We start from the raw sequence: 24,566 nt of genomic DNA on the forward strand, positions 1-24,566 counted from the left end.
CATGGCTTCATCCGTATCGCGTTCGTGGCCCCGCCGTGCCGGCGTGATGCTGGCCGCACTGCTGGCCTCTGTAGTCATCGTCGGTTCCGCGCAGGCTGCGCGGTTGCAGGATATCGCCACCCTTCAGGGCGTGCGCTCGAACCCGCTGGTCGGCTACGGTCTGATCGTGGGCCTGGGCAACACCGGCGACCAGACCACCCAGACGCCGTTCACCGGCCAGGCGCTCAAGAACATGCTCACCCAGCTGGGTGTGACCATGCCCACCGGCACCAACATGCAGCTCAAGAACGTGGCCGCGGTGATGGTCACCGCCAGCCTGCCACCGTTCGCCGGACCCGGGCAGGAGCTCGATGTGACCGTCTCCTCGATCGGCAACGCCAAGAGCCTGCGCGGCGGCACCCTGCTGATGACGCCGCTCAAGGGTGCGGACGGCCAGATCTACGCACTCGCGCAGGGCAACGTCCTTGCTCCGGGCATCAGCGCCGGCGCGGCCGGCAGCAGCGTGCAGGTCAATCAGACCGCGGCTGCGCGCATCCCCAACGGTGCGGTGATCGAGCGCACCGTCCCGACTGAACTGGCCAGCAACGGCAAGATCGAACTTGAGCTCAAGGAGGCCAATTTCGATACGGCGCTGCGCGCCATGAATGCGGTCAACCAGGCGTTCGGACGCAACGTCGCGAGTGCGCGCAATTCGCGCACCATCACCTTGCAGGTGCCGCGTGACGAGAGCGCCAAGGTCGCGTTTCTGGCTCGGGTGCAGAATATTGACGTCACGCCGGGCCGCGCGCGACCGCGCGTGGTGGTCAATTCGCGTACCGGCTCGGTGGTCATGAACACCACTGTCACCCTGGCGCAGGCCGCCGTGGCGCACGGCAACCTGTCGGTGGTGATCGATTCCAACCCCATCGTCAGTCAGCCCAACGCGCTCTCGGGTGGCCAGACCGCGGTCGTGCCGAATGCCGATGTCACCGTGCAGGAAGGCAGTGGTGCGCTGAATATGGTCCGCGCGAGCGCGACACTGCGCGATGTGGTCAACGCCCTCAACCAGTTGGGTGCCACGCCGACCGACCTGATGGCCATTCTGGAAGCGCTCAAGGCCGCGGGCGCGCTCAATGCCGACCTGGAGATCATCTGATGGCGGTCGATGCCAGCGCCAACTTCGCCCTCGACGTCCAGTCGATTGCCAAGCTCAAGCATTCTGCTCGGCAATCGCCCAGGGAAGGGCTGGATCAGGCCGCGCGCCAGTTCGAGGCCCTGTTCCTGCAGAAGATGCTGTCGAGCATGCGCGATGCCATGCCCAAGAGCGATCTGATGCACAGCCATCAGAGCGATACCTATGATTCGCTCATGGACCAGCAGTGGGCACAGACGCTGGCCAAGCGCGGCATCGGCCTGGCCGACATGATGACCCGCCAGATGCAGCGCCACGGCACGGTCGAGGGCGACAGCGAAGCGTCGGTCGCCGGCATCGAGCACGCTACGCCGCGCGCGCTGTCCGCATCCGACCCGTTGCCGGCCGCCGTTTCAGCCGAGACCGCGGATGCCGGCGACAAACCGATTATCGATACCGCTACCGCGCATCCGCCGTTGCTGAACGTGAAGGGCTATCAGGCCGCGACGCTGGTCGCCCTCGACGGTACACATGACGCACGTGATGCGGCCTCGCGGGCGCTTCTGCCCGCCCACGTCAACGACTTCCTCGACCGCATGGGCCCGGCGGCGCGCAACGCGGCGCGCGAGACCGGCGTGCCGCAGCGCCTGATTCTGGCCCAGGCCGCGCTGGAAACCGGCTGGGGGCGCCACGAAGTCACCCGCGCGGACGGTCAGCCGAGCTACAACGTATTCAATATAAAGGCCACCGGCTGGCAGGGCGACACCGCCGAGGTGATGACCCATGAATATGCCAACGGCCGCGCACGCGCCCAGCGGGCATCGTTTCGTGCCTATGACTCCTACGACGACGCCTTCGCCGACTATGCGCGTCTGCTGAGCCGCTCGCCGCGCTATGCCGGCGTGGCCAAGGCGCCGGATGCCGCGTCGGCCGCACGCGAGCTGCAGGCCAGCGGCTATGCCACCGATCCGGCCTATGCGGACAAACTCGTCGCCATCATGGCGCAGCTGCCCGGCGCCGCCGTGGGCGCTCCGGCGCTGGTCGACATGAACAACGCCGGCCCGTTGTTTGCGGACGTGGCGGCCGACGACACGCGCCTTGCGGCAACCGATATGGGCATCGACCGCCACATCGCCGAGCGTGCCGCAGCGCTGCATATCGACACCGCGCGCGGCCTGAGCGCGCCGCCCACCCAGGGCGACGCCGTGGCGCGCCTGTTCTAGCCCTTGTGCCGGCGCCTGGGAAGTGCGAGCCCGTCAATCAAGTTTCGAGCCTCGCTGCCGTTAGTCCCTGCATGAACACGGGGTCGACGGCAGCGGCTTCACAGGAACCACGCGAATGTCCAATCTTTTCGGTATAGGTTACAGCGGCTTGAGCGCGGCCCAGAGCGGCATGTCGACGGCCAGCAACAACATCGCCAACGTCAATACGCCGGGCTATACCCGCCAGCAGCTGCGCCTCGAGCAGAGCGCACAGTCCGGCGGTCAGGGCGGTGTGCAGGTGGGCGCGGTCCAACGCAACTATCAGCAGTACGTCACCGGCCAGCTCAACGATGCGCGCAGCAAGGAAAGCGCGCTCGACAGCCATCTCAGCCAGCTGTCGCAGATCAACAACCTGCTCGGCGACAGCGACGCCGGACTGGCGCCGTTGATGCAGCAGTTCTTCTCCGGGCTGCAGACGCTGGCCGGCAATCCCGACGATGCCGCCGCACGCGAATCCCTGCTGGGGGATGCGAACAGCATGAGTGCCCAGTTCCAGGCTTTTTCCGGCTACCTGAAGGACATGGGCGACAGCGTCGAGAGCCAGATGGACGGCGCGGTCAAGCAGGTCAACAACTACGCCGCCCAGATCGACAGTCTTAACGAGCAGATCTCGCTGGCGCGCGGACGCACTGGCGCCGAGCCCAATACGCTGCTCGACAAGCGCGACCAGCTGGTCTCCGAAATGGGCCAGCTGATCAACATCGACGTGGCCGTACAGGACGGCGATACCTACAACATCAGCGCCGCCGGCCAGCCGCTGGTGGATGCCACTGGCGCGCATTCGCTGGCGCTGGTGCCGTCTGCCGCGGACTCCACGCGCCGCGTGATCGCCTATGAAGCGCCGGGCGGGGCAGTGCGTGAACTCGATTCGGAACAGGTCAGCGGTGGCACGCTGGGCGGGCTGGTCGCGTTTCGCGACGAGTCGCTGGAATCCGCCAGCCTTACCCTCGACCAGCTTGCCCATGACATGGCCGGCAAGATCAACGAGGTCCACAAGCAGGGCACGGACCTGGCAGGCAAGGCCGGCGAGGATTTCTTCGAAACGTCCAGGCCGATCAGCCTCAACAATGCCCGCAATACCGGTTCGGCCACGCTCCAGGTCGCGTTCAGCGACGACGGCATGGCCGACGTCGCTGCCAGCAACTACCGCGTGGACTACAACAACGGCCAGTACAGCGTGACGCGTGTGAGCGATGGCCAGCGTACCAACTTCGGCACCGATCCGTTCTCGATTGGCGGCGTCGACGTGGCGGTCGACGGCGCCCCCAACGAAGGTGATTCTTTCCTGATCAAACCGCTGGATAACGCGGCCGCGATGCTGGGCGTTTCGATCACCGATCCGTCCAAGATTGCGGCGGCGCAAGGCGGCGGCAGCGGCGACAACCGCAACGCCCAGGCACTGGCCGATCTGCAGAATGCGAAGACGGTGGAAGGCAATCGCAGCTTCAACAGCAGCTATGCGCAGTTGGTCAGCGATGTCGGCAATCGTACCCGCACGCTGCAGGTCAACGGCGACGCACAGCAGACCCTGTCGAGCGAACTCGAGAACGCCCAGCAGTCGATTTCGGGCGTCAATCTGGACGAGGAACAGGTCAACCTTCTCTATTACCAGCAGATGTACCAGGCCAACGCCAAGGTGATCGAAACCGCCGCCAGCATGTTCGACACGCTGCTGGGTATTCGCGCCTAGCTACACGGCGCAACCGGATTTTTCAGGAGAGCCAGCGATGCGCTTGAGTACCAACACGATCTACGCCATGGGCAGCCAGGCGATCCTGCGCCAGCAGAGCCAGGTCGCCGATATCGGCCAGCAGTTGGCCAGTGGTCGGCGCATCGTCACGCCCGCCGACGACCCGCGTGCCGCCGCGCAGGCACTCAACGTCTCGCAGGCCATCCAGGTCAACGAGCAGTTTGCCGACAGCCGCGAGATCGCCCGGCGCAATCTTTCCGCCGAGGACAACGAACTCGACAGTGTCATCAACGCCCTGACCGCGGCCAAGCCGCGCCTGGTGCAGGCCGGCAACGGCACACTCAGCGACGCTGACCGCGAATCGATCGCCACCCAGCTGGACGGCATCCACGCCCAGCTACTGGGCAACGCCAACGCCCAGGACGGCAACGGCCGCTCGATATTCTCGGGTTACAAGAGCGACGCCTCGGCCTTCACCTTCGACGAGACGAGCGGTCAGTCCACCTACAACGGCGACGCGGGCCGCCGCGAGCTGCGAGTGGATTCGTCGCGCACCATGCCCATCAACGACACCGGCGACGAGGTGTTTGCGAGCGTAACGTCGGGCGCGAGCTATGTCGCCCGGGCCAGCGCCAGCAACGCCGGCAGCGCGGTGTTTCAGAACATCGGCGTGCGCGACAGTGGCGCCGGCGACTATGGTGACAGCTTCGAGGTGACCTTCGGCAACAACGCCGGGACGCTGACCTACAGCGTGCGCAACACGACAACGAATACGGACGTGGTCAGCGACGCGGCCTTCGAGCCCGGCCAGACACTCGATATCGGTGCCAGCATGAGCATGCGTGTCGGCGGCACGCCCGCCGACGGCGACAGCTTCACTCTCGGCAAGGGCCGCCCCGAGGACAGCAACATCCTCGATACCATCGCCGGGCTGGCCGCCCAGCTTCGCCAGCCCAGCGACAGCCCGGCCGCCGCTGCGGCACTGGCCAACACGATCAACAGCGCCCAGCGCCAGCTCGACAATTCGCTCGACAACGTGCTTTCGGTACGCTCGTCGCTCGGTGCGCGTCTGAACGAACTGGATACCCTGGACAACGTGGGCGCCAACCGCGACGTCAACTACAAGAGCAGCCTGTCCAATCTGCAGGACGTGGATCCGGTCAAGGCGATTTCCGACTATTCCCTGGCTCAGGTGGCCCTGCAGTTCTCGCAGAAGACGTTTGCCGATATTCAGCAGATGTCGTTGTTCAGCCTCGTCTAGCGCAGGAGCACCACGCTGAAACTGTCGTGGGCCCGGTGACGCGGGCCGGCCACTAGCCGCCGGCCAGCGCGGCCACCACTCGCGCCATGCTGTCCAGCCCGGCGGCGAACATGCGCGAAAACACCGCGCCCAGGTCCGGGACCATGAACGACAGCACGATCAGGCCCGAGAGCAGGGTCAGCGGAAAGCCCACCGAAAAGATCGAAAGCTGCGGCGAGGCGCGGTTGAGAATGCCCATCGCCAGGTTGATGGTGAGCAGGGCGGCGATCAGCGGCAGCGCCAGGCCGACCCCGGCGGTGAATACCTCGCCGCCCCACAGCGCCGCCATATGCCAGCCCTGCGCGTTCAGGCCACCGGCGCCGATCGGCAGCGTGGTAAAGGTCTCGGCGAGGATGCGCACCATGATCAGATGGCCGTCGAAGGCGAGAAAGAACAGCATCGCGAAGGTGTTGAGCAACTGCGAGAGCACCATCGCGTTGGTGCCCATTGCCGCCGAGTAGAACGACGCGAAGCCCAGACCCATCTGCAGACCCACAAAGTCGCCGGCGGCCTGCACGGCCGCGAACACCACCCGCATCACCAGGCCGATGGCGCTGCCGATGAGCACCTGCTGGACAAGCAGCCAGATGCCGGCATAAGAGACCGGCGGTACGTCGGGCAGGCCTTCCAGGGTAGGGGCTACGATCAGCGCGAGCGCGGCGGCCACGCCGATCTTGCCCAGTCGCGAGAGGGTGTTTTCACCGAACACGGGCGCGACGGCGACGAACGCGAGGATGCGCACGAACGGCCACAGAAAGAGCATCACCCAGCCGGTGAGCTCGCCCGAAGTGAAGTGGATCATGCCGGCGCTGAGCGCACGATCAGCCGATCAGCCCGGGGATGCTCGCGAACAGCTGACGGGTGAAGTCCTGGATCACGCCCAGCATCCAGGGGCCGGCGATGACCAGCACTGCGAACACGGCCAGAATCTTGGGAATGAACGACAGCGTCATCTCGTTGATCTGGGTGGCTGCCTGGAACAGGCTCACGATCAGGCCCACCAGAAGTGCTGCCAGCAGTAGCGGCGTGGCCAGCAGCAGGGTGACCTTCATGCCCTGATAGGCCAGTTCCATTACGGTTGCGGATGTCATGGCGGCGTCCTGTCAGCCCATGAAGAAGCTTTGCGAGAGTGAGCCGACCAGCAGCGTCCAGCCGTCCACGAGCACGAACAGCATCAGCTTGAAGGGCAGCGAGATGGTCGCCGGCGGCACCATCATCATGCCCAGTGACATGAGCACGCTGGCCACCACCAGATCGATCACCAGAAACGGGATGAAAATGGTGAAGCCGATCTGGAACGCGGTCTTGAGTTCGCTGGTCACGAACGCGGGCAGCAGCAGGCGCATGGGGACGTCTTCCGGGCCCTGCAGCGGCGGCAGGTCGCCGATGTTGGCGAACATCGCGATATCGGCTTCGCGGGTCTGGTGCATCATGAAGTCGCGCATCGGCGTGGCGCCGCGCGCCAGCGCCTGCTGGAAGGTGATGTCGCCGGCCGACAGCGGCTCGTAGGCCACCTCGTAGACGCGATCGAACACCGGCGACATCACGAAGAAGGTCAGGAACAGGGCCAGGCCGAGCAGCACCTGATTCGGCGGTGCGGTGGGCGTGCCCAGCGCGCTGCGCAAAAGGCTGAGCACGATGATGATGCGGGTGAAGCCGGTCATCATCAGCAGCACCGCCGGCAGGAACGCCAGCGAGGTCAGCAGCACCAGCGTCTGTACCGACAGCGTCCATTCCTGGCCGCCGCCGGCCAGCGGCGCGCTCACGATGCCCGGCAGCGGCGCGCCCTGCTGGGCCGCGGCGGCGGTGCTCACCAGAACGGCGAGCGCGAACCCCAATAGACGGAGACCGGACCGGCGTTTCATCCGCACTTCAACGTTCGGGGCGGCGCGAGAAACGTGCCGTGGCCTGTTTCAGATTATGGGCGAAGGCGGTGCCGAAGGATGGCGGGTGGCCGTCATGCGCAGCTGGCGCAGGCTGTGCGTCCAGCGTATGCAGCGTATTGATGCTGTGCGGCGTCACGCCCAGCACCAGCCATTTGTCTTCGATCTCGACCACGACCACGCGTTCGCGCTGGCCGATGCCGCGGCTCGCCACCACCGTGAGCGTCTCCGCGTTGTGGCCGCGCGCGCCGGAAAAGCGCTTGAGCAGCCAGGCGCACAGCAGGATGATGCCGATCACGACGATCAGGCCCACGGAGGTGCGCCCGAGCGTGCCGGCGCCGACACCGGGCGCGGTCGGCGCGAACGCGGGACTGGCCTGGCCGGTCTGCGCGTTGTCGGCGACCGGCGGCTTGTGCAGCCAGTGGCTCTGCGCGGGCGCGCCGCTGCCGGGCTGTGCCGTTTCGGCGGACGGGCTGACCTGCGCTGCCGTCATCGATTGAGCTTGTTGATGCGTTCCGCCCGGGTGACGATTTCCGTGATCCGGATGCCGTACTTGTCGTCCACGACCACGACTTCGCCCTGGGCAATGAGATAGCCGTTGATGAGGATATCCATCGGCTCACCGGCGAGGCCGTCGAGCTCGACGATCGAGCCCTTGGCGAGATCGAGCAGTTCGCTGATGCTCAGGCGGGTCTGGCCGAGCTCGACCGACAGCGTGACCGGAATATCCATGATCATGTCGAGTTCGCGCGGCGCGGTGTTGTCATCGTCGCCCTGGAGTGGCTGAAACACGCGCGCCTCGGCGCTGGTGGCCTGGCCTGCGACGGCCCGATCGGGCGCGCTCTTGTCCGGTGCGGCGCCGGTATCGGACTTCTGTTCCGTCATCGCCTCGGCCCAGGCGGTCTCGGTCTCGTCTGCGCCGGGCGTCGTGCTTGCCTGCTCGCCCATGGCGGCGGCCCAGTCGTCGTCGCTCACTTTCTGTTCATCGCCTGTGCTGGATTTTGAGTCGGTCATGCCTTGTTTCCCTGATACGAAGCGGGCGCCACGTGGTCGATCACGCGGGTGACCCGTAGCGCCTTGCGATCGGCGATGCGGCCGTAGCTGCAGTTGAATACCGGTACGTTGTCCACGCACGCGGTGATTTCGCGCGGCAGCTCCATCGGTAGTACATCCCCCACCTGCAGGTTCTGGACCTGACCAAGCGTACTGGCGAGCTCGGTGAAGGCGGCGCTCAGACGCACGTGCGATTGCTTGACCTCGCTGGCGAGCTGCTTGGTGCGGAAGCGCTCTTCCTCCGGATCCTTCTTCTGCAGCGGGCCCGACAGCAGATCGCGGATCGGCTCGATCATCGCGTAGGGCATGCAGATATGAAAATCGCTGCCGAACGCGCCCACTTCCAGATGGAAGGTGGTGTTGACCACGAGCTCGTTGGAGGTGCTGGTGATGTTGGTGAACTTCACCTGCATTTCCGCGCGCTGGTATTCCAGTTCGAGCGGATAGATGTTCTTCCAGCCCTCGGCGTAGCTGTCGAGCGCGAGCGCGAGCAGGCGCTGGATGATGCGCTGCTCGGTATGGGTGAATTCGCGCCCTTCGGACTTGGTGAGAAAGCGGCCGTCGCCGCCGAACAGGCTGTCGACGACCAGATAGACCAGGTTGGGCGGAAACACCACCAGCGCGTTGCCGCGCAGCGGCTTCATGCTGATCAGGTTGATGTTCGCGGGCACCGGCAGATTGCGGGTGAATTCGCTGTACTTCTGGATCTTGACCGCGCCCACCGTGATGTCGGCGCTGCGCCGGATCAGATTGAACAGCGACATGCGGAAATGACGCGCGAAGCGTTCATTGATGATGTCGAAGGTGTGCAGGCGCCCGCGCACCACGCGTTGCTGCGAAGCCGGGTCGAAGGCGCGCACGCGCTTGCGCCCGCTGGCGTCGGGACTGTCGGGCGTGGGCTCGTCTTCGCCGCTCACTCCCTTGAGCAGCGAGTCGATTTCCTCCTGCGACAGGACGTCGTCATTGCTCATGCCGGGCCTACTGCACGATAAAGTCGGTGAACAGCACGTCGTTGACCGCGATCGGGTCCTCGCCGTCGGCCAGCGGCTGGGCGATACGCTCGCGCAGCATAGAGGCCAGCTGCTGCTTGCCTTCGCTGGTGACCAGTTCATCGGCACGCTGATCGCTGACGGTCATCAGAATGCGGTTACGGACCTGCGGCATGTAGCTGTTCAGATAGGTGGCGGTCTTGTCGTCGGCGACCTTGAGCGACATGCGTACATAGAGCACCCGGCCACTATCGTCCTGCAGGTTGATCGTGAACGGTTCCACGGCCACGAACACCGGGTCCGGCAGCGGTTCCTTGACCGGTTTGCTCTCGGCCGTCGTCTTGTCCTGGCCACGCATCAGAAAATAGGTCCCGGCCACGGCCGCGCCGCTGACGATCAGCACGCACAGAACCAGGGCGATAAGCAGGGGCGGGGAGACCTTGCCGGCCTGGCAGGGCGGTGGGGTTGGCGGGTTCGGGATCATGGTGTCGTGTGTGGCCTGTGCAGGGCGCGTATCGCGCGGGTGCGCCTGGAAAATAGAATCTCTCGGGATTAGGCGAAGATATCGATGCCGCCCGCAAGTGAGTGGCCGGTTACCGGCACGGACGTGGCAGCGGTGGCGATGCCCGATTCGGCGGTGGCCGCGACGGCGCCCACGGCGTCGGCCGATGGGGGGCGGCGGCGCTCGTTCGAGAAGTTCTGCTGCGGACGCTGATCACTGACCGAGGTGTCACCGAGCGCGATGCCGCTCTCGGCAAAAGCGTGGCGCAGCTGCGGCAGCGCCGATTCGACCGCCGCGCGCACATGCGCGTGCGGCGAGCTGAAATGCAGCTGGGCCTGCTCGCCCATCTTGAGCGAAATCTGCAGCTGGCCGAGATCGCGCGGGTAGAGCGTGAGTTCGGCGCGACCGCCGTCGGCATGGCTCAGCCGCAGCGACTGCCGGGTGACGGCCTGGCTCCAGACATCGCTGCCCACCGGCGCGTCCAGCGCTGCGGTGAATACCGCGCCTGCGGCCGGGGCGGGACTGGCCGCAGAAGCCGTGGCCGGGGAAGACACATGGGCCGTGGAAGCCAGACCCGCGAGCGAGGATGGCGTACTGCCCGCGTCCTGGCCCAGGCCGCGCGCACCGGCGCCATCGGCGGTGCGCGTTATGACGCGCTGAACATGGCGCGCGAAGCCGATCGAGTCGGTATCCCGGCCGAGGGTGCTGGCCAGATCGGCCCGCTGCAGCTGCGGCTCGGCGCCTGCGCGTGCACGAGCCTGTAACGCGCTGCCGGCCGGCCGGCGTTCGCCGCCGCCGCTTGTGACGCGCGCCTCGTCGCTCTGGACGTTGCCCCGGGGGCCCATGCGGATGTTCTGCGCGAGCGGTGCCGGATCGATCAGGCCGATCAGAGGCTGCGGCGCCTTGTTGTCCGCCAGCGGCTCACCGTCCCTTGCGAGCGCTTCATCACGGGCGGCATGTGGCGGGCGACTGTCGTCGCTCGTGCCTTCGTTGGTAGACATCGCCTTGGCGATTTTGACGTCTTCGCCCGCGTCCGCTTTTGGATTTGCGAGGCGAGGCGTATCGGCCGGCGCCTGTTTGCCGGCCGCGTTCACCGTTGCGGCGTCCTTGCCCGCGGCCTGCTCAGCCATGACGGGCTGCCTGCTCTGTGCGCGCGCCGGCAGCGTGGATGAGTCGCCATTGTCCTGCGTCTGGTGTTTTGCCGGGCGCTGCGTCTGCTTACCGGCCGAGTCGGCCGCATGCCGGGCGCCTTCGGTCCGGTTCTCGGTCTGGCCTGCCCTGGCCGGCTGCGTCTGCTTGTTGTCGGCGCGTTCGCCGGCCGGCTGATTCGCCTGGCGGCGTTCGGCCAGCGTCTGGGCGAAACCGGACGGACCCGGGTCGTAGTCGCTGCCGGACGTTTTGCGGGCCTGGCTGGTCTGACTGCTGGCCGTGCCACTGACCGCGGCAAGACGCGCTGGATCGACGCTCATTGTGTTCCCCCCACCTCGAAAACTAGCGTGAGCCGCGCGCGCCGAGGCGGCTGGCGTATTCGTCGTTGGTCTGTTGTTCGCTTTTCGCCTCGGCGCGCGCCGCGCTGTCGCGGCGGCGCGTGGCCAGCACGTCGTAGGACTGCAGCCGGCGCTGACGCGCCTGCCACTGCGTTTTGCCGCCGGCCACCCGCTGTTCGCTGTGATCCAGGCTCTGGCACTGATGCGCGATGGCCGCGTCGAGCGAGGCCAGGAAGCGGCGATAGTTGTCGAGGCTGGCCACGCTCAGGCCCTCGGCCATGCTCGCCTCAAGCTGGCGCCGGTACTCCTCGCGATAGGTGACCAGAGCGTCGAGCTGCTGCTTGGAATGCTGGTGGGCGTTATTGAGCTTGCCCAGCGCGACCGCGGCCGCATCGCGCTGATCGGTCGCGAGTTCGAGCAGGGTATCGAGAGCCTTGGAAGCGGGCATTTTAGTCCTCGTCCGGAATCAGACGCGCGAGTTCGGCGCAGGCGCCGGCATAGTCGCTGCGCCGGGTCATCGGCTGTTGCAGAAAAGCCTCGAGCTGTGGATACAGTGCGATCGCGCGATCGAGCGTGGGATCGCTGCCGGCGGCATAGGCGCCGACGTTGATCAGGTCCCGGTTGCGCTCGTAACGCGAGAACATGCGCTTAAAATACTGCACGTCGGTGAAATGCGTTTCGTCGATAAGCGCCGTCATTGCGCGGCTAATCGACGCTTCGATATCGATCGCCGGATAGTGGCCCGCCTCGGCGAGTCGCCGCGAGAGCACGAAATGCCCGTCCAGAATGGCTCGCGCCGAGTCGGCGATGGGGTCCTGCTGGTCGTCGCCTTCGGTCAGGACGGTATAGAACGCGGTGATCGAGCCCTTGTCGGGTGAGTCGTTGCCGGCCCGTTCGACCAGGGTCGGCAGCTTGGCGAATACCGACGGCGGGTAGCCCTTGGTGGCCGGCGGTTCGCCCACCGCGAGCGCGATCTCGCGCTGGGCCATGGCATAACGGGTGAGCGAATCCATGATCAGCAGCACGTGCTTGCCGCGCTCGCGAAAATCCTCGGCCAGCCGGGTGGCATAGTCCGCGCCCTGCAGGCGCAGCAGCGCCGAGGTGTCCGCGGGAGCGGCGACCACCACGGCGCGGGCCAGGCCCTGGGCGCCAAGAATGTTGTCGATGAAGTCCTTAACCTCACGGCCGCGCTCGCCGATCAGCCCGACCACGATCACGTCGGCGCTGGTGAAGCGCGCCATCATGCCCAGCAGCACGCTCTTGCCGACGCCGGAACCGGCGAACAGGCCTAGGCGCTGGCCGCGGCCGACGGTGAGCAGGGCATTGATCGCGCGCACGCCCACGTCCAGCACGTCGTTGATCGGCGCGCGCTTGAGCGGGTTGAGCTTGGGCCCGGCCAGCGAGGCATGCTCGGCGCCGACCAGCGGGCCGCGATCGTCGAGCACCCGTCCGCGCGCATCGACCACCCGGCCCAGCAGGGCATCGCCGACCGGCAGCTGCTTGCCGGCACCGGGCCGAGCGCCGGGCGGATCGAGCACCGGCCACACGAGCGCGCCGGGCACCAGGCCGGCGGTTTCCACGAACGGCATCAACAGCAGCCGATCGCCGTTGAAGCCCACGACCTCGGCTTCGGCGAGACGCCCGCCCCCGGCCTGTTCGATCCAGCAATGCGCGCCCAGTGGCAGGCGCAGGCCGACGGCTTCCAGGATCAGACCGCTGGCGCGCACCAGCCGGCCGCGTTCGCGGGTCCGGCTGAGCGCGGCCACGCGCGCGCGGGTGCGGTTCAGATGGCTTTGCCAGCGGCCGAGCAGGGCGTCGGCGTCGGTCGTGGCGCTGTCCATCAGTGCTCTCCGTGCCCGACGGCGTGCAGCAGGCGGGTCCAGCGGTCGTCGGCGCTGGCATCGATTTCTGCGCTTTCCGTCTCGATACGGCAATCGCCGCGCCCCAGGTTGATGTCGGCGCGCAGTTGCCAGCCGGCGGCCGCCAGCGCCTGCGAGAGCGTGGACTCGATCAGGGCCAAATCGTCCATGTTGACGTAGAGCGTGGGATTACCGGTCAGCCCGGCATGGGTTTCCATGAGTTCCTCGATATCGTCGAGGATGTGTTCGGGCTTGATCTCCAGGGCGCGGCCGGCGAGCTGGCGGCCGGTCTCGATGGCCAGTTCCACCAGTTGGTAGGCGAGCTGGTCGTCGAGGTTGTCGGCGGCATGGCGAAAAGCGGTCGCCAGATCGCCGATCGGGCGCACGCGCTCGGCCAGTTCGGCGGCCAGTGCCTGCTCGTGTTCGGCGCGCACCTTGGCCTCGCCTTCTGCATAGCCCTGCGCGAAGCCCTCGGCCATGCCTTTTTCGAAGCCTTTTTTCGTGGCCTCTTCCTTGGCCAGATCGAACAGTGTCATGCTGATCTGGTCTTCGCGCCGGCGGATTGGTGCCTTGCTCTTCGCGCCGCGCTCGATCGTGCGCCGTTCCAGCCGGCCCATTTCCCAGCGCTGCCAGCTGGATGGCGAGCCGCTAGACATACTCGTCGTCGTCCGTGCTCAGGGTGATTTCGCCCGCATCGGCCAGACGCCGCACGAGTTCCAGGATCTGTTTGCGCTCGGCCTCGACCTGCGACAGGCGCAGCGGGCCGCGCATTTCCATGTCCTCGCGCAGCAGCTCGGCCGCGCGATTGGCCATGTTGTCGGTGAAACGCTGCAGCAGGTTCGCCGGTACGCCTTTGAGAGCGATCGCCAGCGTATTGGTGTCCAGATCCTGCAACAGGCGCTGGATGGTGCGGTTGTCGACGTTCTCCAGATCCTCGAATACGAACATTTCGTCGAGAATCTTCTGGGCCAGGGTTTCGTCGTGCGCGCGCACGCTGGTGATCACGCTCTCTTCCTGGGCCGAGTTCATCAGATTGAGGATCTCGGCCGCGGTGTTCACGCCGCCCATCTTGCTGCGTTTGAGGTTCTGGCCGTCGAGCATGTTCGACAGCACTTCGGTGAGCTCCTGCAGCGCGGCCGGCTGTACGCCGGAGAAGGTCGCCACGCGCAGGATGACATCGTTGCGCAGATTCTCGTGGAAGTGGGTGAGCACTTCCGAGGCCTGGGCGCGCTCGAGATGCACGACGATCGTGGCGATGATCTGTGGATGCTCGTCGCGGATCATCTCGGCGACGACGTTGGCCTCCATCATGTTCAGCGCATCGATGCCGGAGCCGTTGCTGGACTCGAAGATGTCCTCCAGCAGGCTGGAGGCACGTTCCTCGCCCATCGCCTTGGTCAGAATCGAGCGAATATGGTCGCTCGAGTGCAGACTCACGGCGCTGTACTGGTCGAGCTCGTCGCTGAACTCGCGCATGACCTCGCCGATGCGCTCGTTGGAGATATGGCTGAGCCCGGCCATGCGCAGGCCCAGTTCCTGGGCGCTGTGCGGCGGCAGATACCTGAAGACCTCGGCGGCCGTATCCTCATCGAGTGCCATCATCAGGATCGCGCTGCGCTCGAGGCCCGCATCGTCGAATGTGGATCTAGCCATTGCTCATCCACCCCTTGACGATCATGGCCACCATGCGCGGATCGCTGCGGGCCAGCTCCTGTGTATTGTCGAGCAGGGCGGTGTACTGCTGGCGGCGCTGCTGGCGCAGGATGGCCTCGCCGTCCTGTCCGTTCGGGGACGCAGCCGCCTGCCCGGAATCGACGGCCGCGCCGCCGGCCCCGGCGGTTGCCGCGCGCGGCACCGGTGCCAGGCCCGGGGTACGATCGATCAGGGGCTTGACCAGCTTGCGCCACAGCAGCCAGGCGACGATCGCGAGGGCCAGATACTTCAGCAGCGTCTTGGCCATCTCGATGAGGTCGCGGTTCTGCCACCACGGCGGCGCCGGCGGTACGCTGGCCTGCGGGGCGCTGGTGAACACGGTATTGACGACTTGCAGCGAATCGCCGCGTTCGCTCGAGTAGCCGATGGCGCCGCGCACCAGATCCTGGATCTGCTGCATGCGCTGGGCCACGAGCGCCGCGTTGTCGGCGCTCGCCGCCGCACTGTCCGTTTCGGTCTGGCCTTCGCTGGCGTTCACGGCGGCCGCGGGAACGCCGAGGGCGGCTTCGTTGATCACCACGGCCGCGGACAGGCGACGGATGCGGCCGGTCTCCAGCTTGGTGTGCTGGATGGTGCGGTCGATTTCGTAGTTGATGGTCGAGGCGCTCGTGGACGAGCCGTCCTGCGTGCCGCCCTGCGCCAGGCCGGCCGCGCCGGCAGTCTGCAGCTGGCCACTGTTCGCGTTGTTGGAGTTGTTGGGCGCGCTGCCGCCGTTGTTGCCGTTGCTGTTGCCTTGGGGATTGTTGATCGGCGAGGGCTCGTCCGGTGACGGTCGATTGCTCAGCGCGCCGGGGATGCCCTTGATGCCGGCGCCGCCGTTGGCGAGATTCACGCTGCGCTGCTCGCTGCGTACCGAGGCCTTGCTGGGATCCTGGTTCGGCGCATAGGTCTCGCGGGTGCTTTCGCCCACCGAAAAGTCCACGTCGGCCACGACCTGCGCACGAACGTTGTCGGCGCCCACGATGGGGGCGAGGATGTCGCGGATACGCTTGCGATAGGTCTGCTCGATCTGGGCGACGTAGTCGAGCTGGGTGCCGTTGGCGCCGCTGCCCGCCGGCTGCGCGTTCTGCGACAGCAGATGCCCGGCCGCGTCCACCACCGTGACAGAGTCCACCGGCAGTTGGGTCACGCTGCTGGACACCAGATGCGCGATCGCACTGACCTGACCTTCGCTCAGGCTGCGGCCGTCGTAGAGATCGAGTACGACCGAAGCCGTGGGCTGCTGGCGCTCGCGTACGAATACCGAGGATTCCGGGATGGCCAAGTGCACGCGGGCGCTGGCCACTTCGTTGATGGTTTCAATGGACCGCGCGAGTTCTCCTTCGAGCGCGCGGTTGTAGTTGACGTGCTCGGCGAACTGGCTGATGCCGAAGGACTGATTGTCCATCAGCTCGAAACCCACGCCGGCGCCTTTGGGCAGGCCTTCGCCGGCGAGTGACAGACGCGTCTGGTCGACGGCATCGTGGGGCACGAGGATGGTGCTCCCGTTGGCGGCGAAGCGGTAGGGCACCTGCATCTGATCGAGTTTGCCAATGATCTCGCCGCCATCGCGATCGGACAGCCCGGAATAGAGCACGCTGTAGTCTGGGCCGGTGCTCCACATGAACACGCCGGCCAGTATGGTGATCGCGATCGCCACGCCCAGTACCAGTGGCAACCACGGGTTCGAGCGCAAATGTTCCAACAGCCCGGGATTATTGTCCCCGGCGGCGCCTTGCGGCGGATCCGCGCTGGCCATCCATTCCCCTCGTAACAAGCGGCGATTCGCGTTGCTTGGCGAATGCGCCTGAAGAAAATCCGGTGTCAGCCGCTATGTCTGGTGTGGACATCCCCCGTCCACGGCTGCCGGCGTGGTGGCCATTATTGCGTAGGCGTGTTTTTTCAAAGGCACGAAAAGCCCGCTATTTGTGCGTCATTTGCCGCCTTAAGCCGAACCGACACTGCGCTACCCTGCGTTCAATCCAAGCGCTGTACGGTCATCGCCGTACCCGCCTTACCTCGAATTCAGGGAGTGACCAACGTCATGAGTGGAGTCGGCCCGGTTCTTCAGAGTGTCGTCCAGCAACTTCAGGCCACCGCGGCCCAGGCCGGCCAGACGGCGCCGGCACGCGATCCCGTCGCCACCACCAATGCCGACGTCAACGCGCCGGACAGCTTCGCCTCGGCGCTGATGCATTCCATCGACAAGATCGACGCGCTCAAGCAAAGCGCCGCCGCGCAGGGGCACGCCTTCGAGCGCGGCGAGCCCGGCATCGGCATCAACGACGTGATGGTGGATATGGAAAAAGCCGGCGTGGCCTTCGAGATGGGCGTCCAGGTCCGTAATCGCGTCGTCAATGCGTACAAGGACATCATGAACATGCAGGTGTAGGGCAGCGCGCTTCACTACAAGTGGCAGATATAGGAAAGGGGCGCCGAGGCGCCCCTTTTTTATCGCCCGCGTTGAAGCGGTTGCCGATCTTAGCCGAGTAGCGAGAGCACGCCCTGGCCGGTCTGGTTGGCCTGGGCCAGGACGGAAGTGCCGGCCTGCTGCAGGATCTGGGCCTTGGACAGGTTGGATACCTCGGTGGCGTAGTCGGTGTCTTCGATACGCGAGCGCGCCGAGCTCAGGTTGATGGTGGTCGAGTCGATATTGGTGATCGCCGAGTCGAAGCGGTTCTGCACCGCGCCGAGGTCGGAGCGCAGGTCGTCGACCTGGCTCAGCGCATCGTCCAATGCTTTGAGCGGGTTAGCTGTAGCGGTGAGGCCGGCAGCGGCATCGGTGTCGTAGGCGGCTTTTGCGGCGGCAACGTCGGCGGGGTCAGTAACTTGACCGAAGGTGGCGCTAGTTTCGTCGGCGTCGATGGCGACTTTAGCCAGCGTGCCGTCGACATCCTCGATAGCGTATTGGGTAGCGCCGGCACTGTCTTCATATGAGCGGAGCTTTAACTGATCAGCGTCCGTGGCTTCAAAGTCGGTAAGGGTAATGGCACTAAGATCCACTTTCGCTGTTACTTCATTGCCGTTGGCATCATCGACCGAAAGTTCCGTGATTTCGTCGGACAAGCCAGAGACGCTGAAGTTGTCCAAGCTCAGGGTCTGAGAGTTAAGCTGCTTGAGATCGATGCTGATGGATTCGCCATCATTGGCGCCGACCTGAATGGACAGCGACTGGTCGCTGGCCAGGACCTTGACGCCGTTGAAGTTGGTTTGCTCGGAAACCCGGTCGATCTCACCCAGGCGCTGGTCGATTTCGTTCTGGATGGACTGTAGATCTTCAGCGGAGTTGGTGCCGTTGGCCGCCTGCACGGTCAGCTCACGTACCCGCTGCAGGTTGTCGTTGACCTGATCGAGCGCGCCTTCCGTGGTCTGGGCAATCGAGATGCCATCGTTGGCGTTGCTGGATGCCTGCTGCAAGCCCTTGATCTGCGCGGTGAAGCGGTTGGAAATGGCCTGGCCGGCGGCGTCGTCCTTGGCGCTGTTGATCTTGCTGCCCGAGGAGAGACGCTCGATGGCGCTGTTGAGCGATTTCTGCGACTGGTTGAGATTGTTCTGAGCAACCAGCGACAGGGTGTTGGTGTTAACCGTGAAAGCCATGGTGTTAAGTCCTTTAGTGTTATTGAACCGGTGGCGGCGATGCCGCGATACGGCGCTCAGGTGCCGCCGTGGGGGGACTATCGTCAGCGCGCGCTGCTTCTTTAATGCCGAGATCGGCTAATCGGGCGAGCAGTGGGCGAAAGTCGTGCCTGTTCGTTACATGGCGTGCGCCACTAGCGGCCAATAATCATCAGGCTGGCCGCGTTGCGGCCTTGTGGGAGCCGCTTGGGGCGGATATCAAAGCCGGGTTTCAGGGCGCAATTCTTATGTATACGGCACAAGGCACGATCGATCGTTCGCAGGTAGTCGAACAGTACCTGCCCATGGTGCGCCGTCAGGCGCTCGCGCTGAGGGCACGCCTGCCGTCGAGCGTGGATCTGGACGACCTGATCCAGGCCGGCATGGTCGGCCTGCTGGACGCGCTGGATCGTTTCGATTCGAGTCAGGGCGCGTCGTTTGCCACTTATGCGTCGCAGCGGGTGCGTGGCGCGATGATCGACGAGCTGCGTAGCCGCGACTGGCTGCCGCGCAGCGTGCGCCGGGCCAGCCGCGAGCTCAATCGCGCCATCCAGCGCCTGCAGCATCGGCTGGGCCGCTCTCCAACCGAACGCGAAATCGCTACTGAACTCGATATGCCGATGGAGGAATACCATCGCCTGCTCTACGACGTGAACAACGGCTTCATCGAGGCCTTCGAGGAAAGCGGAACCGAGGAGAGCAGTGCATCGGTACTTGCCGATGACGTGCCCACCACGGCCACGCCGTTGGAAGCGCTGATGGCCTTCGTCGAACGCGAGGAACTCGCCCGCGCGATCGAGAAGCTACCCGAGCGCGATAGGCTGGTGCTCGCGCTCTACTATCAGGAAGACCTCAATCTCAAGGAAGTCGGCGCGGTGCTGGGTGTGGGTGAATCGCGCGTTTGTCAGCTTCACAGTCAGGCGGTTGCGCGTCTGCGTGCCACCCTGACCAAGGTCGCCTGAACCCTTTTCCGAGCTCCGTTTTCCTGGCTGGCGCCCGGTTAGTGACCCAAGGGCTGGCCGACGGCTACGGCCGTCTTCTCCCGCTTCGACTGGCGACCGTTCGGGCTGTTTCAAGGTTCTGCGGCGATGGCCGATAGTCGGCGCAAGAGCGCAGCCGCAGGCAAACCGAAGATTCATTGAACGGACCGGACCGCCGACGCTTCCAGCGTTGGCCGCATGCGTGCCCCCACGCTGCCAGACCGCTCGTGACGATCCCGGCAAGACACGGCCGCATCGATACCAAAATGATTGTCCATAGCGGGAAGGGGCACGATGTTCAGTATCAAGAAGAGTGTGAAGGGCAAGCTGGGGCTCGGATTCGGGCTCATCCTGGCGCTGGTGTGTGCATTGGGCGTCTATTCGGTGATTACCATCAGTGGCGCCAGTGCCACCACGGATCGCTTGTATACCAAGAATCTCAGGGGCCTGCGTGACATCGCCATGGTCGATAGCCTGATTGCCGGTATGCGCAGCGATATCACCGAGGAGATGCTGGGCCAGAAATCCGAAGGTATCGATACTTTCGTGAAGAATCTCGGGGCCCGGCGCGAGGCCATCGAGAAGCGCTGGAGCGAGTACTATCCCGCCAAACTGACCACCGACGAAGAGCGCGCGGCGGCCGACAGCATGTGGAGCGAGTACCAGGCAGTCACCGACAAGCTCGATCAGTTCATCGCGGAACTAAAGAGCACCGGCGTCTACGGCGGCGGTATCTTCTATACCGAACAGGTGCAGCCGAGCTTCATCAAGCTGAGCTTTCAGCTGATGCAGCTGGAGGATTATCAGGTCAAGCGCGCCGGAATTTTCCACGCCCAGAGCATGCAGGCGACCCAGCGTGACCAGGTTATTGTCGTCGCCGTGATCGTTGCTGCGTTGCTGATGACGCTGGTGATCACCTGGCTGCTCACGCGCATGATTTCGCGGCCGTTGGCCAGCGCCCGTCGGCTGGCGGAATCGATTGCCGATGGCCGTCTGGATAACCAGGTACACATCGATCGCGGCGACGAGTTCGGCGTCATGCTGCGCGCACTCGGGGCGATGCAGAATCGCCTGGCGGAGATGGTCGAGAAGGTGCGGGCGGGGTCTGACGCGGTCAGTGTGGGCGCGAGCCAGATTGCTTCGGGCAACGACGAACTGAGTACCCGTACCCAGGAACAGGCGGCGAACCTCGAGGAGACCGCGGCGTCGATGGAACAGATGACCTCGACGGTCAGACAGAACGCCGACAATGCGGCCCAGGCCGATCAGCTGGCGCGCGGCGTTCGGGCCCAGGCCGAGGAGGGCGGTCAGGTAGTCGGCCGGGCAGTCGAGTCGATGGAGAAGATCGACGCGGCCAGCCGCCGGATCTCCGACATCATCGGTCTGATTGACGACATCGCTTTTCAGACCAACCTGCTGGCCCTCAATGCCTCGGTCGAGGCGGCGCGTGCGGGCGAACAGGGCCGCGGCTTCGCGGTCGTGGCCTCCGAGGTGCGCAACCTGGCCAGCCGCAGCGCGGCGGCCGCCAAAGACATCAAGGGCCTGGTCGAGGACAGTGCGGCCAAGGTCAAGGACGGCTCCGAGCAGGTCAGCCAGTCCGGCAAGACGCTCGAAGAGATCGTCGAGAACATCAACAAGGTCAGCGACATCGTCGCCGAGATCGCGGCGGCCAGCAAGGAACAGTCCAGCGGCATCGAGCAGGTGAACCTGGCGGTGTCGGAGATGGACAGCATGACCCAGCAGAATGCCTCGCTGGTCGAGGAATCGGCCGCTGCCAGCCGTTCACTGGAAGAACAGGCCCACGCGCTCAAGGCCCAGGTGGCGTTCTTCAAGGCCGGGGACGAGGCCGCAGCCGACGTGGCCGAACATCACGACACGCCCAAACCGGCGCCCGCCGTGCCGGCTTTCGTAGACGCGGCGCCTGCCGCGGCGTCGCCGCGCGCGACCGTGGCCATGAACGTCGCCAGCGACGGTGAATGGGCATCGTTCTGACGCTTGCCTGACGGGCGGGCCCGATTTCGGGTCCGCTCGATTCGGCCGACCGACCGCCGCGCCCTGCCTTCGGGCGCGTGCCTGGTCTAGACCCCGATATCCTCGTTCCAGAGCTCGGGTTTTTCGTGCATGAAACGGCGCATCAGCGCGATGCAGTCGGCGTCGTGCAGCAGGCTGACATCGACGCCGCGCTCGGCCAGCAGCGCTTCCTCGCCCATGAAACTGCGGTTCTCGCCGATCACCACCCGCGGAATCCCGTAGAGCAGGATCGCGCCGCTGCACATCGAGCAGGGTGAGAGCGTGGTGTAGAGGGTGACGTCCTTGTAGAAGGCGCCGGGCCGGCGACCGGTGGCTTCGAGCGCGTCCATCTCGCCGTGGAGTATCGCGCTGTCCCGCTGCACCCGGCGGTTGTGGCCGGCGCCGACGATTGCGCCGGCCTTCACCAGCACGCAGCCGATGGGCACGCCGCCCTCGTCGAAGCCCTGCCGGGCCTGCTCGAACGCCTTGCGCATGAAGTGCGTGTCGCTGCTTTCCCTGTTTTTCGTATCCATAGATCAACGAGTTTAGCGGGTAAACCCCAGGCTGCGTAAACGCCCGGATAGGCGTCTGCGGGCGAACGCGATACAAAAACAGTTCATCCACGGGCAGCGTTTCGCGACATGGCCGACGACCGACTCAAGAACTATCGCGATCGGCGTGCCTCGGGCAAGAGTCCCGAGCCATGCGGCGGCAGGGCCCGCGACAGCGCAGGCTCAGCGCCGATCTTCGTGATTCAGAAACACGATGCGTCGAGCCTGCATTACGATTTTCGTCTCGAGATCGATGGCGTACTCAAGTCCTGGGCTGTACCCAAGGGGCCGTCGACCGACCCGAGCGAAAAACGACTGGCCGTGCAGACGGAGGATCATCCGCTGGCCTACGCCGACTTCGAGGGCGTGATTCCCGAAAACGAATACGGCGGCGGCACGGTGCTGGTCTGGGACAAGGGCACCTTCGAAAACGCCAAGCGGGACGAGGCCGGGAACATCACGCGATCGTTGGCGCAATGCCTGGCCGACGGTCATCTCATCGTGACCCTGGCGGGCGAAAAGCTTACCGGCGGCTATTCGCTGACCCACTTTCGCACCGAGCACGGCAAGCGTCAGTGGCTGCTCGTCAAGATGGACGACGCCGCCGCCGACGCGCGGCGCAATCCGGTCAGTACCCAGGATAAGTCCGTGCTGAGCGGACGCAGCACTGCCGCGATTGCGCGCGAGGAAAGCGACGATGGCTGAATGGCGCGATCGACTCTCCCACGACGCCCAGGAAATGATTGTCAGGAGTGCGATGCCGCAGCATTTCGAACCGATGCTGGCGACCTTGTCGGATACGCCGTTCTCACACGCCGGCTGGATATTCGAGCGCAAGCTCGACGGCATTCGTCTGCTCGTGTTTCGCGAGGGCGATCATATCGAACTGCTGACTCGTAACGGCAAGGCTCGCAACGCCCATTTTCCGGAGCTGGTCGAACTGTTTGCACGCCAGCCTTGCCGGCGCTTCGTTCTGGACGGCGAGGTCGTGGCATTCGATGGCAAAATCACCCGCTTCGCCCGCCTGCAGCAGCGCGCCGGAATATCCGATCCGGATGAAGCTCGGTCCAGTGGTATCGCGATCTATTTCTATGCCTTCGACGTACCCTGGCTGGACGGAATCGATCTGCGTCGTGTGGGCCTGCGCGAGCGCAAGAAGGTGCTGCGCTCGGCCTTCGGGTTCGGCGGCGGGCTGCGTTATACCGCGCACCGCAATGGCAGCGGCCAGGCCTATCTGGCGCAAGCCTGTGACAAGGGCTGGGAAGGCATTGTCGCCAAGCGGGCCGACAGCGTATATCGGCGCGGGCGCTCAAAGCGCTGGCTCAAGCTCAAGTGTGAGCACGGCCAGGAGTTCGTGATCGGCGGCTTCACCGATCCGCAGGGCAGCCGCCACGGGCTGGGTGCACTGCTGGTCGGCTATTACCAGAACGATGCCCTGGTCTACGCCGGCCGGGTCGGCACCGGTTTCGATGACGACGAACTGGCGCGTCTGCACCGCGCGCTGGCGGCTGCGGAGCGCCAGACCTCGCCGTTTGCCGATCCGCCGGCGGGTAGTGGTGATGGCCTGCACTGGGTCACGCCAGAGCGCGTGGTCGAGATCGGCTTCAACGAGTGGACGGTCGACGGCAAGCTGCGTCATCCACGCTATCTGGGCGAGCGCGACGACAAGGCGCCGCAGGACGTCGTGCGCGAATGCCCTGCATGAGCAGGCCATGAGTGTCGACATCGCCAACGCCGACAAGATCTTTTTCCCGGACGCGGGGATCAGCAAAGGAGATCTAGCCGCGTACTACCGCCGTATCGCAGCGACCATGCTGCCGCATATCGCAGGCCGACCGCTGACGCTGAACCGATTTCCCGACGGTATCGACGGCGTGCATTTCATCCAGAAGAATGTGGCGGATCATTACCCGGGCTGGATCGATCGCGTTACGGTCGACAAGGAAGACGGCACGATCACGCATCCGCTGGCGGATGATGCCGACACGCTCGTCTATCTGGTCGATCAGGGCACGATCGCGTTTCACGTCTGGCTGTCGCGCCACGACACGCCGCATCGCCCGGACCGGCTGATCTTCGACCTGGATCCGCCGGGCGATGATTTCGGCGTGGTCGTCGAGGCCGCGCGCGCCGTGCGCGATAGACTCGCCGCGGTGGATCTGCGCGCATTCGTGATGACCACCGGCTCGTCCGGCCTGCATGTCACCGTGCCGCTGGATCGCGAGGCGGATTTCGATGCCACGCGTTCGTTTGCCAGGCGTGTTGCCAACGATCTTGCCGCCGACCAGCCGGATCGCTTCACCGTCGAACACCGCAAGAACAAACGCCGCGGCCGGTTGTATCTGGATATCCGTCGTAACGCCTATGCCCAGACCGGCGTCGCGCCGTACTCGGTACGCCCGAAGCCCGGCGCGCCGATCGCCACGCCGCTGGCCTGGGATGAATTGGGCGACGCCCGGCTCGGCCCGCGGCGCTTTCATATCGGCAACATCTTCCGCCGGCTGGCCCAGCGCGATTGTCCCTGGGCCGATATCGACCGCCATCGTCAGCGGCTTGCTACCGCCGCGAAGAAACTCGACTGA

25 protein-coding genes are annotated in these 24,566 nt (G+C 65.3%); 10 read left to right on the forward strand and 15 right to left on the reverse strand.

All coding sequences use genetic code 11. The features are described 5' to 3' along the window. The first annotated feature begins 1 nt into the window (after window position 1). The 4 genes from ACFOSU_RS09795 to flgL all read left to right on the forward strand — a co-directional run bounded on the left by ACFOSU_RS09795 (window position 2) and on the right by flgL (window position 5,324). The gene (locus ACFOSU_RS09795) at window positions 2-1,135 is read left to right on the forward strand and encodes a flagellar basal body P-ring protein FlgI (RefSeq protein ID WP_380688925.1); all 1,134 of its coding nucleotides are present in this window, start codon (window positions 2-4) and stop codon (window positions 1,133-1,135) included. Then, complete coding sequence (gene flgJ, locus ACFOSU_RS09800; protein WP_380688927.1) at window positions 1,135-2,334, forward strand: flagellar assembly peptidoglycan hydrolase FlgJ; 1,200 nt, start codon at window positions 1,135-1,137, stop codon at window positions 2,332-2,334. The genes ACFOSU_RS09795 and flgJ overlap by 1 nt, the downstream gene beginning before the upstream one ends. A gap of 115 nt (window positions 2,335-2,449) precedes the next feature. Then, window positions 2,450-4,063, forward strand: a complete 1,614-nt coding sequence (gene flgK / locus ACFOSU_RS09805; RefSeq protein WP_380688929.1) for a flagellar hook-associated protein FlgK — start codon at window positions 2,450-2,452, stop codon at window positions 4,061-4,063. Window positions 4,064-4,100: 37 nt separating this feature from the next. Beyond that, the gene (gene flgL / locus ACFOSU_RS09810; protein ID WP_380688931.1) at window positions 4,101-5,324 is read left to right on the forward strand and encodes a flagellar hook-associated protein FlgL; all 1,224 of its coding nucleotides are present in this window, start codon (window positions 4,101-4,103) and stop codon (window positions 5,322-5,324) included. Window positions 5,325-5,376: 52 nt separating this feature from the next. Here the strand turns inward: flgL and fliR are convergent, their stop codons facing one another. The 13 genes from fliR to fliF form a co-directional block, all read right to left on the reverse strand. Next, the gene (fliR, locus tag ACFOSU_RS09815; protein WP_380688933.1) at window positions 5,377-6,165 is read right to left on the reverse strand and encodes a flagellar biosynthetic protein FliR; all 789 of its coding nucleotides are present in this window, start codon (window positions 6,163-6,165) and stop codon (window positions 5,377-5,379) included. A 19-nt stretch (window positions 6,166-6,184) separates the two neighbouring features. Next, window positions 6,185-6,454 carry a flagellar biosynthesis protein FliQ gene (gene fliQ, locus ACFOSU_RS09820; protein WP_380688935.1) on the reverse strand — a complete coding sequence of 90 codons (270 nt, stop codon included), beginning with the start codon at window positions 6,452-6,454 and terminating at the stop codon, window positions 6,185-6,187. A 12-nt stretch (window positions 6,455-6,466) separates the two neighbouring features. Then, window positions 6,467-7,228 (reverse strand): flagellar type III secretion system pore protein FliP, encoded by a 762-nt coding sequence (gene fliP / locus ACFOSU_RS09825; RefSeq protein WP_380688937.1) that lies wholly within the window; start codon window positions 7,226-7,228, stop codon window positions 6,467-6,469. Window positions 7,229-7,235: 7 nt separating this feature from the next. Further along, a complete protein-coding gene (gene fliO, locus ACFOSU_RS09830; protein WP_380688939.1) occupies window positions 7,236-7,739 on the reverse strand; it encodes a flagellar biosynthetic protein FliO in 504 nt (167 codons plus the stop codon). Further along, the gene (fliN, locus tag ACFOSU_RS09835; protein WP_380688941.1) at window positions 7,736-8,260 is read right to left on the reverse strand and encodes a flagellar motor switch protein FliN; all 525 of its coding nucleotides are present in this window, start codon (window positions 8,258-8,260) and stop codon (window positions 7,736-7,738) included. The genes fliO and fliN overlap by 4 nt, the downstream gene beginning before the upstream one ends. Next, window positions 8,257-9,270, reverse strand: a complete 1,014-nt coding sequence (gene fliM / locus ACFOSU_RS09840) for a flagellar motor switch protein FliM (RefSeq protein ID WP_380688943.1) — start codon at window positions 9,268-9,270, stop codon at window positions 8,257-8,259. Before fliM ends, fliN begins: the two co-directional genes overlap by 4 nt. Before the next feature lie 7 nt (window positions 9,271-9,277). Then, a complete protein-coding gene (gene fliL, locus ACFOSU_RS09845; RefSeq protein WP_380688945.1) occupies window positions 9,278-9,772 on the reverse strand; it encodes a flagellar basal body-associated protein FliL in 495 nt (164 codons plus the stop codon). Between the two features lie 68 nt (window positions 9,773-9,840). After that, a complete protein-coding gene (locus ACFOSU_RS09850) occupies window positions 9,841-11,259 on the reverse strand; it encodes a flagellar hook-length control protein FliK (RefSeq protein ID WP_380688947.1) in 1,419 nt (472 codons plus the stop codon). 22 nt (window positions 11,260-11,281) lie between these two features. Next, window positions 11,282-11,725 (reverse strand): flagellar export protein FliJ, encoded by a 444-nt coding sequence (fliJ, locus tag ACFOSU_RS09855; protein ID WP_380688949.1) that lies wholly within the window; start codon window positions 11,723-11,725, stop codon window positions 11,282-11,284. Window position 11,726: 1 nt separating this feature from the next. Beyond that, entirely contained in the window at window positions 11,727-13,118 is a 1,392-nt protein-coding gene (gene fliI / locus ACFOSU_RS09860; RefSeq protein WP_380688951.1) for a flagellar protein export ATPase FliI, read from the reverse strand. After that, a complete protein-coding gene (locus ACFOSU_RS09865) occupies window positions 13,118-13,792 on the reverse strand; it encodes a flagellar assembly protein FliH (RefSeq protein WP_380688953.1) in 675 nt (224 codons plus the stop codon). The genes fliI and ACFOSU_RS09865 overlap by 1 nt, the downstream gene beginning before the upstream one ends. Continuing rightward, window positions 13,785-14,789, reverse strand: a complete 1,005-nt coding sequence (fliG, locus tag ACFOSU_RS09870) for a flagellar motor switch protein FliG (RefSeq protein ID WP_380688955.1) — start codon at window positions 14,787-14,789, stop codon at window positions 13,785-13,787. Before fliG ends, ACFOSU_RS09865 begins: the two co-directional genes overlap by 8 nt. Next, window positions 14,782-16,587 carry a flagellar basal-body MS-ring/collar protein FliF gene (gene fliF, locus ACFOSU_RS09875; RefSeq protein WP_380688957.1) on the reverse strand — a complete coding sequence of 602 codons (1,806 nt, stop codon included), beginning with the start codon at window positions 16,585-16,587 and terminating at the stop codon, window positions 14,782-14,784. Before fliF ends, fliG begins: the two co-directional genes overlap by 8 nt. 285 nt (window positions 16,588-16,872) lie before the next feature. On the opposite strand from fliF, the gene fliE reads away from it, so the two are divergent. Further along, window positions 16,873-17,220 (forward strand): flagellar hook-basal body complex protein FliE, encoded by a 348-nt coding sequence (fliE, locus tag ACFOSU_RS09880; RefSeq protein WP_380688959.1) that lies wholly within the window; start codon window positions 16,873-16,875, stop codon window positions 17,218-17,220. An 89-nt stretch (window positions 17,221-17,309) separates the two neighbouring features. On the opposite strand, the gene ACFOSU_RS09885 is transcribed toward fliE, so the two are convergent. Further along, window positions 17,310-18,425: a FliC/FljB family flagellin gene (locus ACFOSU_RS09885; RefSeq protein ID WP_380688961.1), complete on the reverse strand. Its 1,116-nt coding sequence runs from the start codon at window positions 18,423-18,425 to the stop codon at window positions 17,310-17,312. A 266-nt stretch (window positions 18,426-18,691) separates the two neighbouring features. Here ACFOSU_RS09885 and ACFOSU_RS09890 point away from each other — a divergent pair, with 266 nt between their 5' ends. Both ACFOSU_RS09890 and ACFOSU_RS09895 read left to right on the forward strand, forming a co-directional pair. Next, on the forward strand, window positions 18,692-19,405 hold the full coding sequence (locus ACFOSU_RS09890) for an RNA polymerase sigma factor FliA (RefSeq protein ID WP_380688964.1): 714 nt from the start codon (window positions 18,692-18,694) through the stop codon (window positions 19,403-19,405). Window positions 19,406-19,726: 321 nt separating this feature from the next. Further along, window positions 19,727-21,415, forward strand: a complete 1,689-nt coding sequence (locus ACFOSU_RS09895; RefSeq protein WP_380689242.1) for a methyl-accepting chemotaxis protein — start codon at window positions 19,727-19,729, stop codon at window positions 21,413-21,415. Window positions 21,416-21,501: 86 nt separating this feature from the next. Here ACFOSU_RS09895 and ACFOSU_RS09900 read toward each other — a convergent pair whose 3' ends face one another. Then, entirely contained in the window at window positions 21,502-21,966 is a 465-nt protein-coding gene (locus tag ACFOSU_RS09900) for a nucleoside deaminase (RefSeq protein WP_380688966.1), read from the reverse strand. Between the two features lie 108 nt (window positions 21,967-22,074). Here ACFOSU_RS09900 and ACFOSU_RS09905 point away from each other — a divergent pair, with 108 nt between their 5' ends. The 3 genes from ACFOSU_RS09905 to ligD (ACFOSU_RS09915) are packed head-to-tail and all read left to right on the forward strand — an operon-like array spanning window position 22,075 to window position 24,566. Further along, entirely contained in the window at window positions 22,075-22,689 is a 615-nt protein-coding gene (locus ACFOSU_RS09905; RefSeq protein ID WP_380688968.1) for a DNA polymerase ligase N-terminal domain-containing protein, read from the forward strand. After that, on the forward strand, window positions 22,682-23,689 hold the full coding sequence (gene ligD, locus ACFOSU_RS09910) for a non-homologous end-joining DNA ligase (protein WP_380688970.1): 1,008 nt from the start codon (window positions 22,682-22,684) through the stop codon (window positions 23,687-23,689). The genes ACFOSU_RS09905 and ligD (ACFOSU_RS09910) overlap by 8 nt, the downstream gene beginning before the upstream one ends. Before the next feature lie 7 nt (window positions 23,690-23,696). Next, window positions 23,697-24,566 (forward strand): non-homologous end-joining DNA ligase, encoded by an 870-nt coding sequence (gene ligD, locus ACFOSU_RS09915; RefSeq protein WP_380688972.1) that lies wholly within the window; start codon window positions 23,697-23,699, stop codon window positions 24,564-24,566.

Origin of the sequence: Salinisphaera aquimarina, assembly GCF_042643355.1 — a bacterium.
Taxonomy (GTDB): Bacteria; Pseudomonadota; Gammaproteobacteria; order Nevskiales; family Salinisphaeraceae; genus Salinisphaera; species Salinisphaera aquimarina.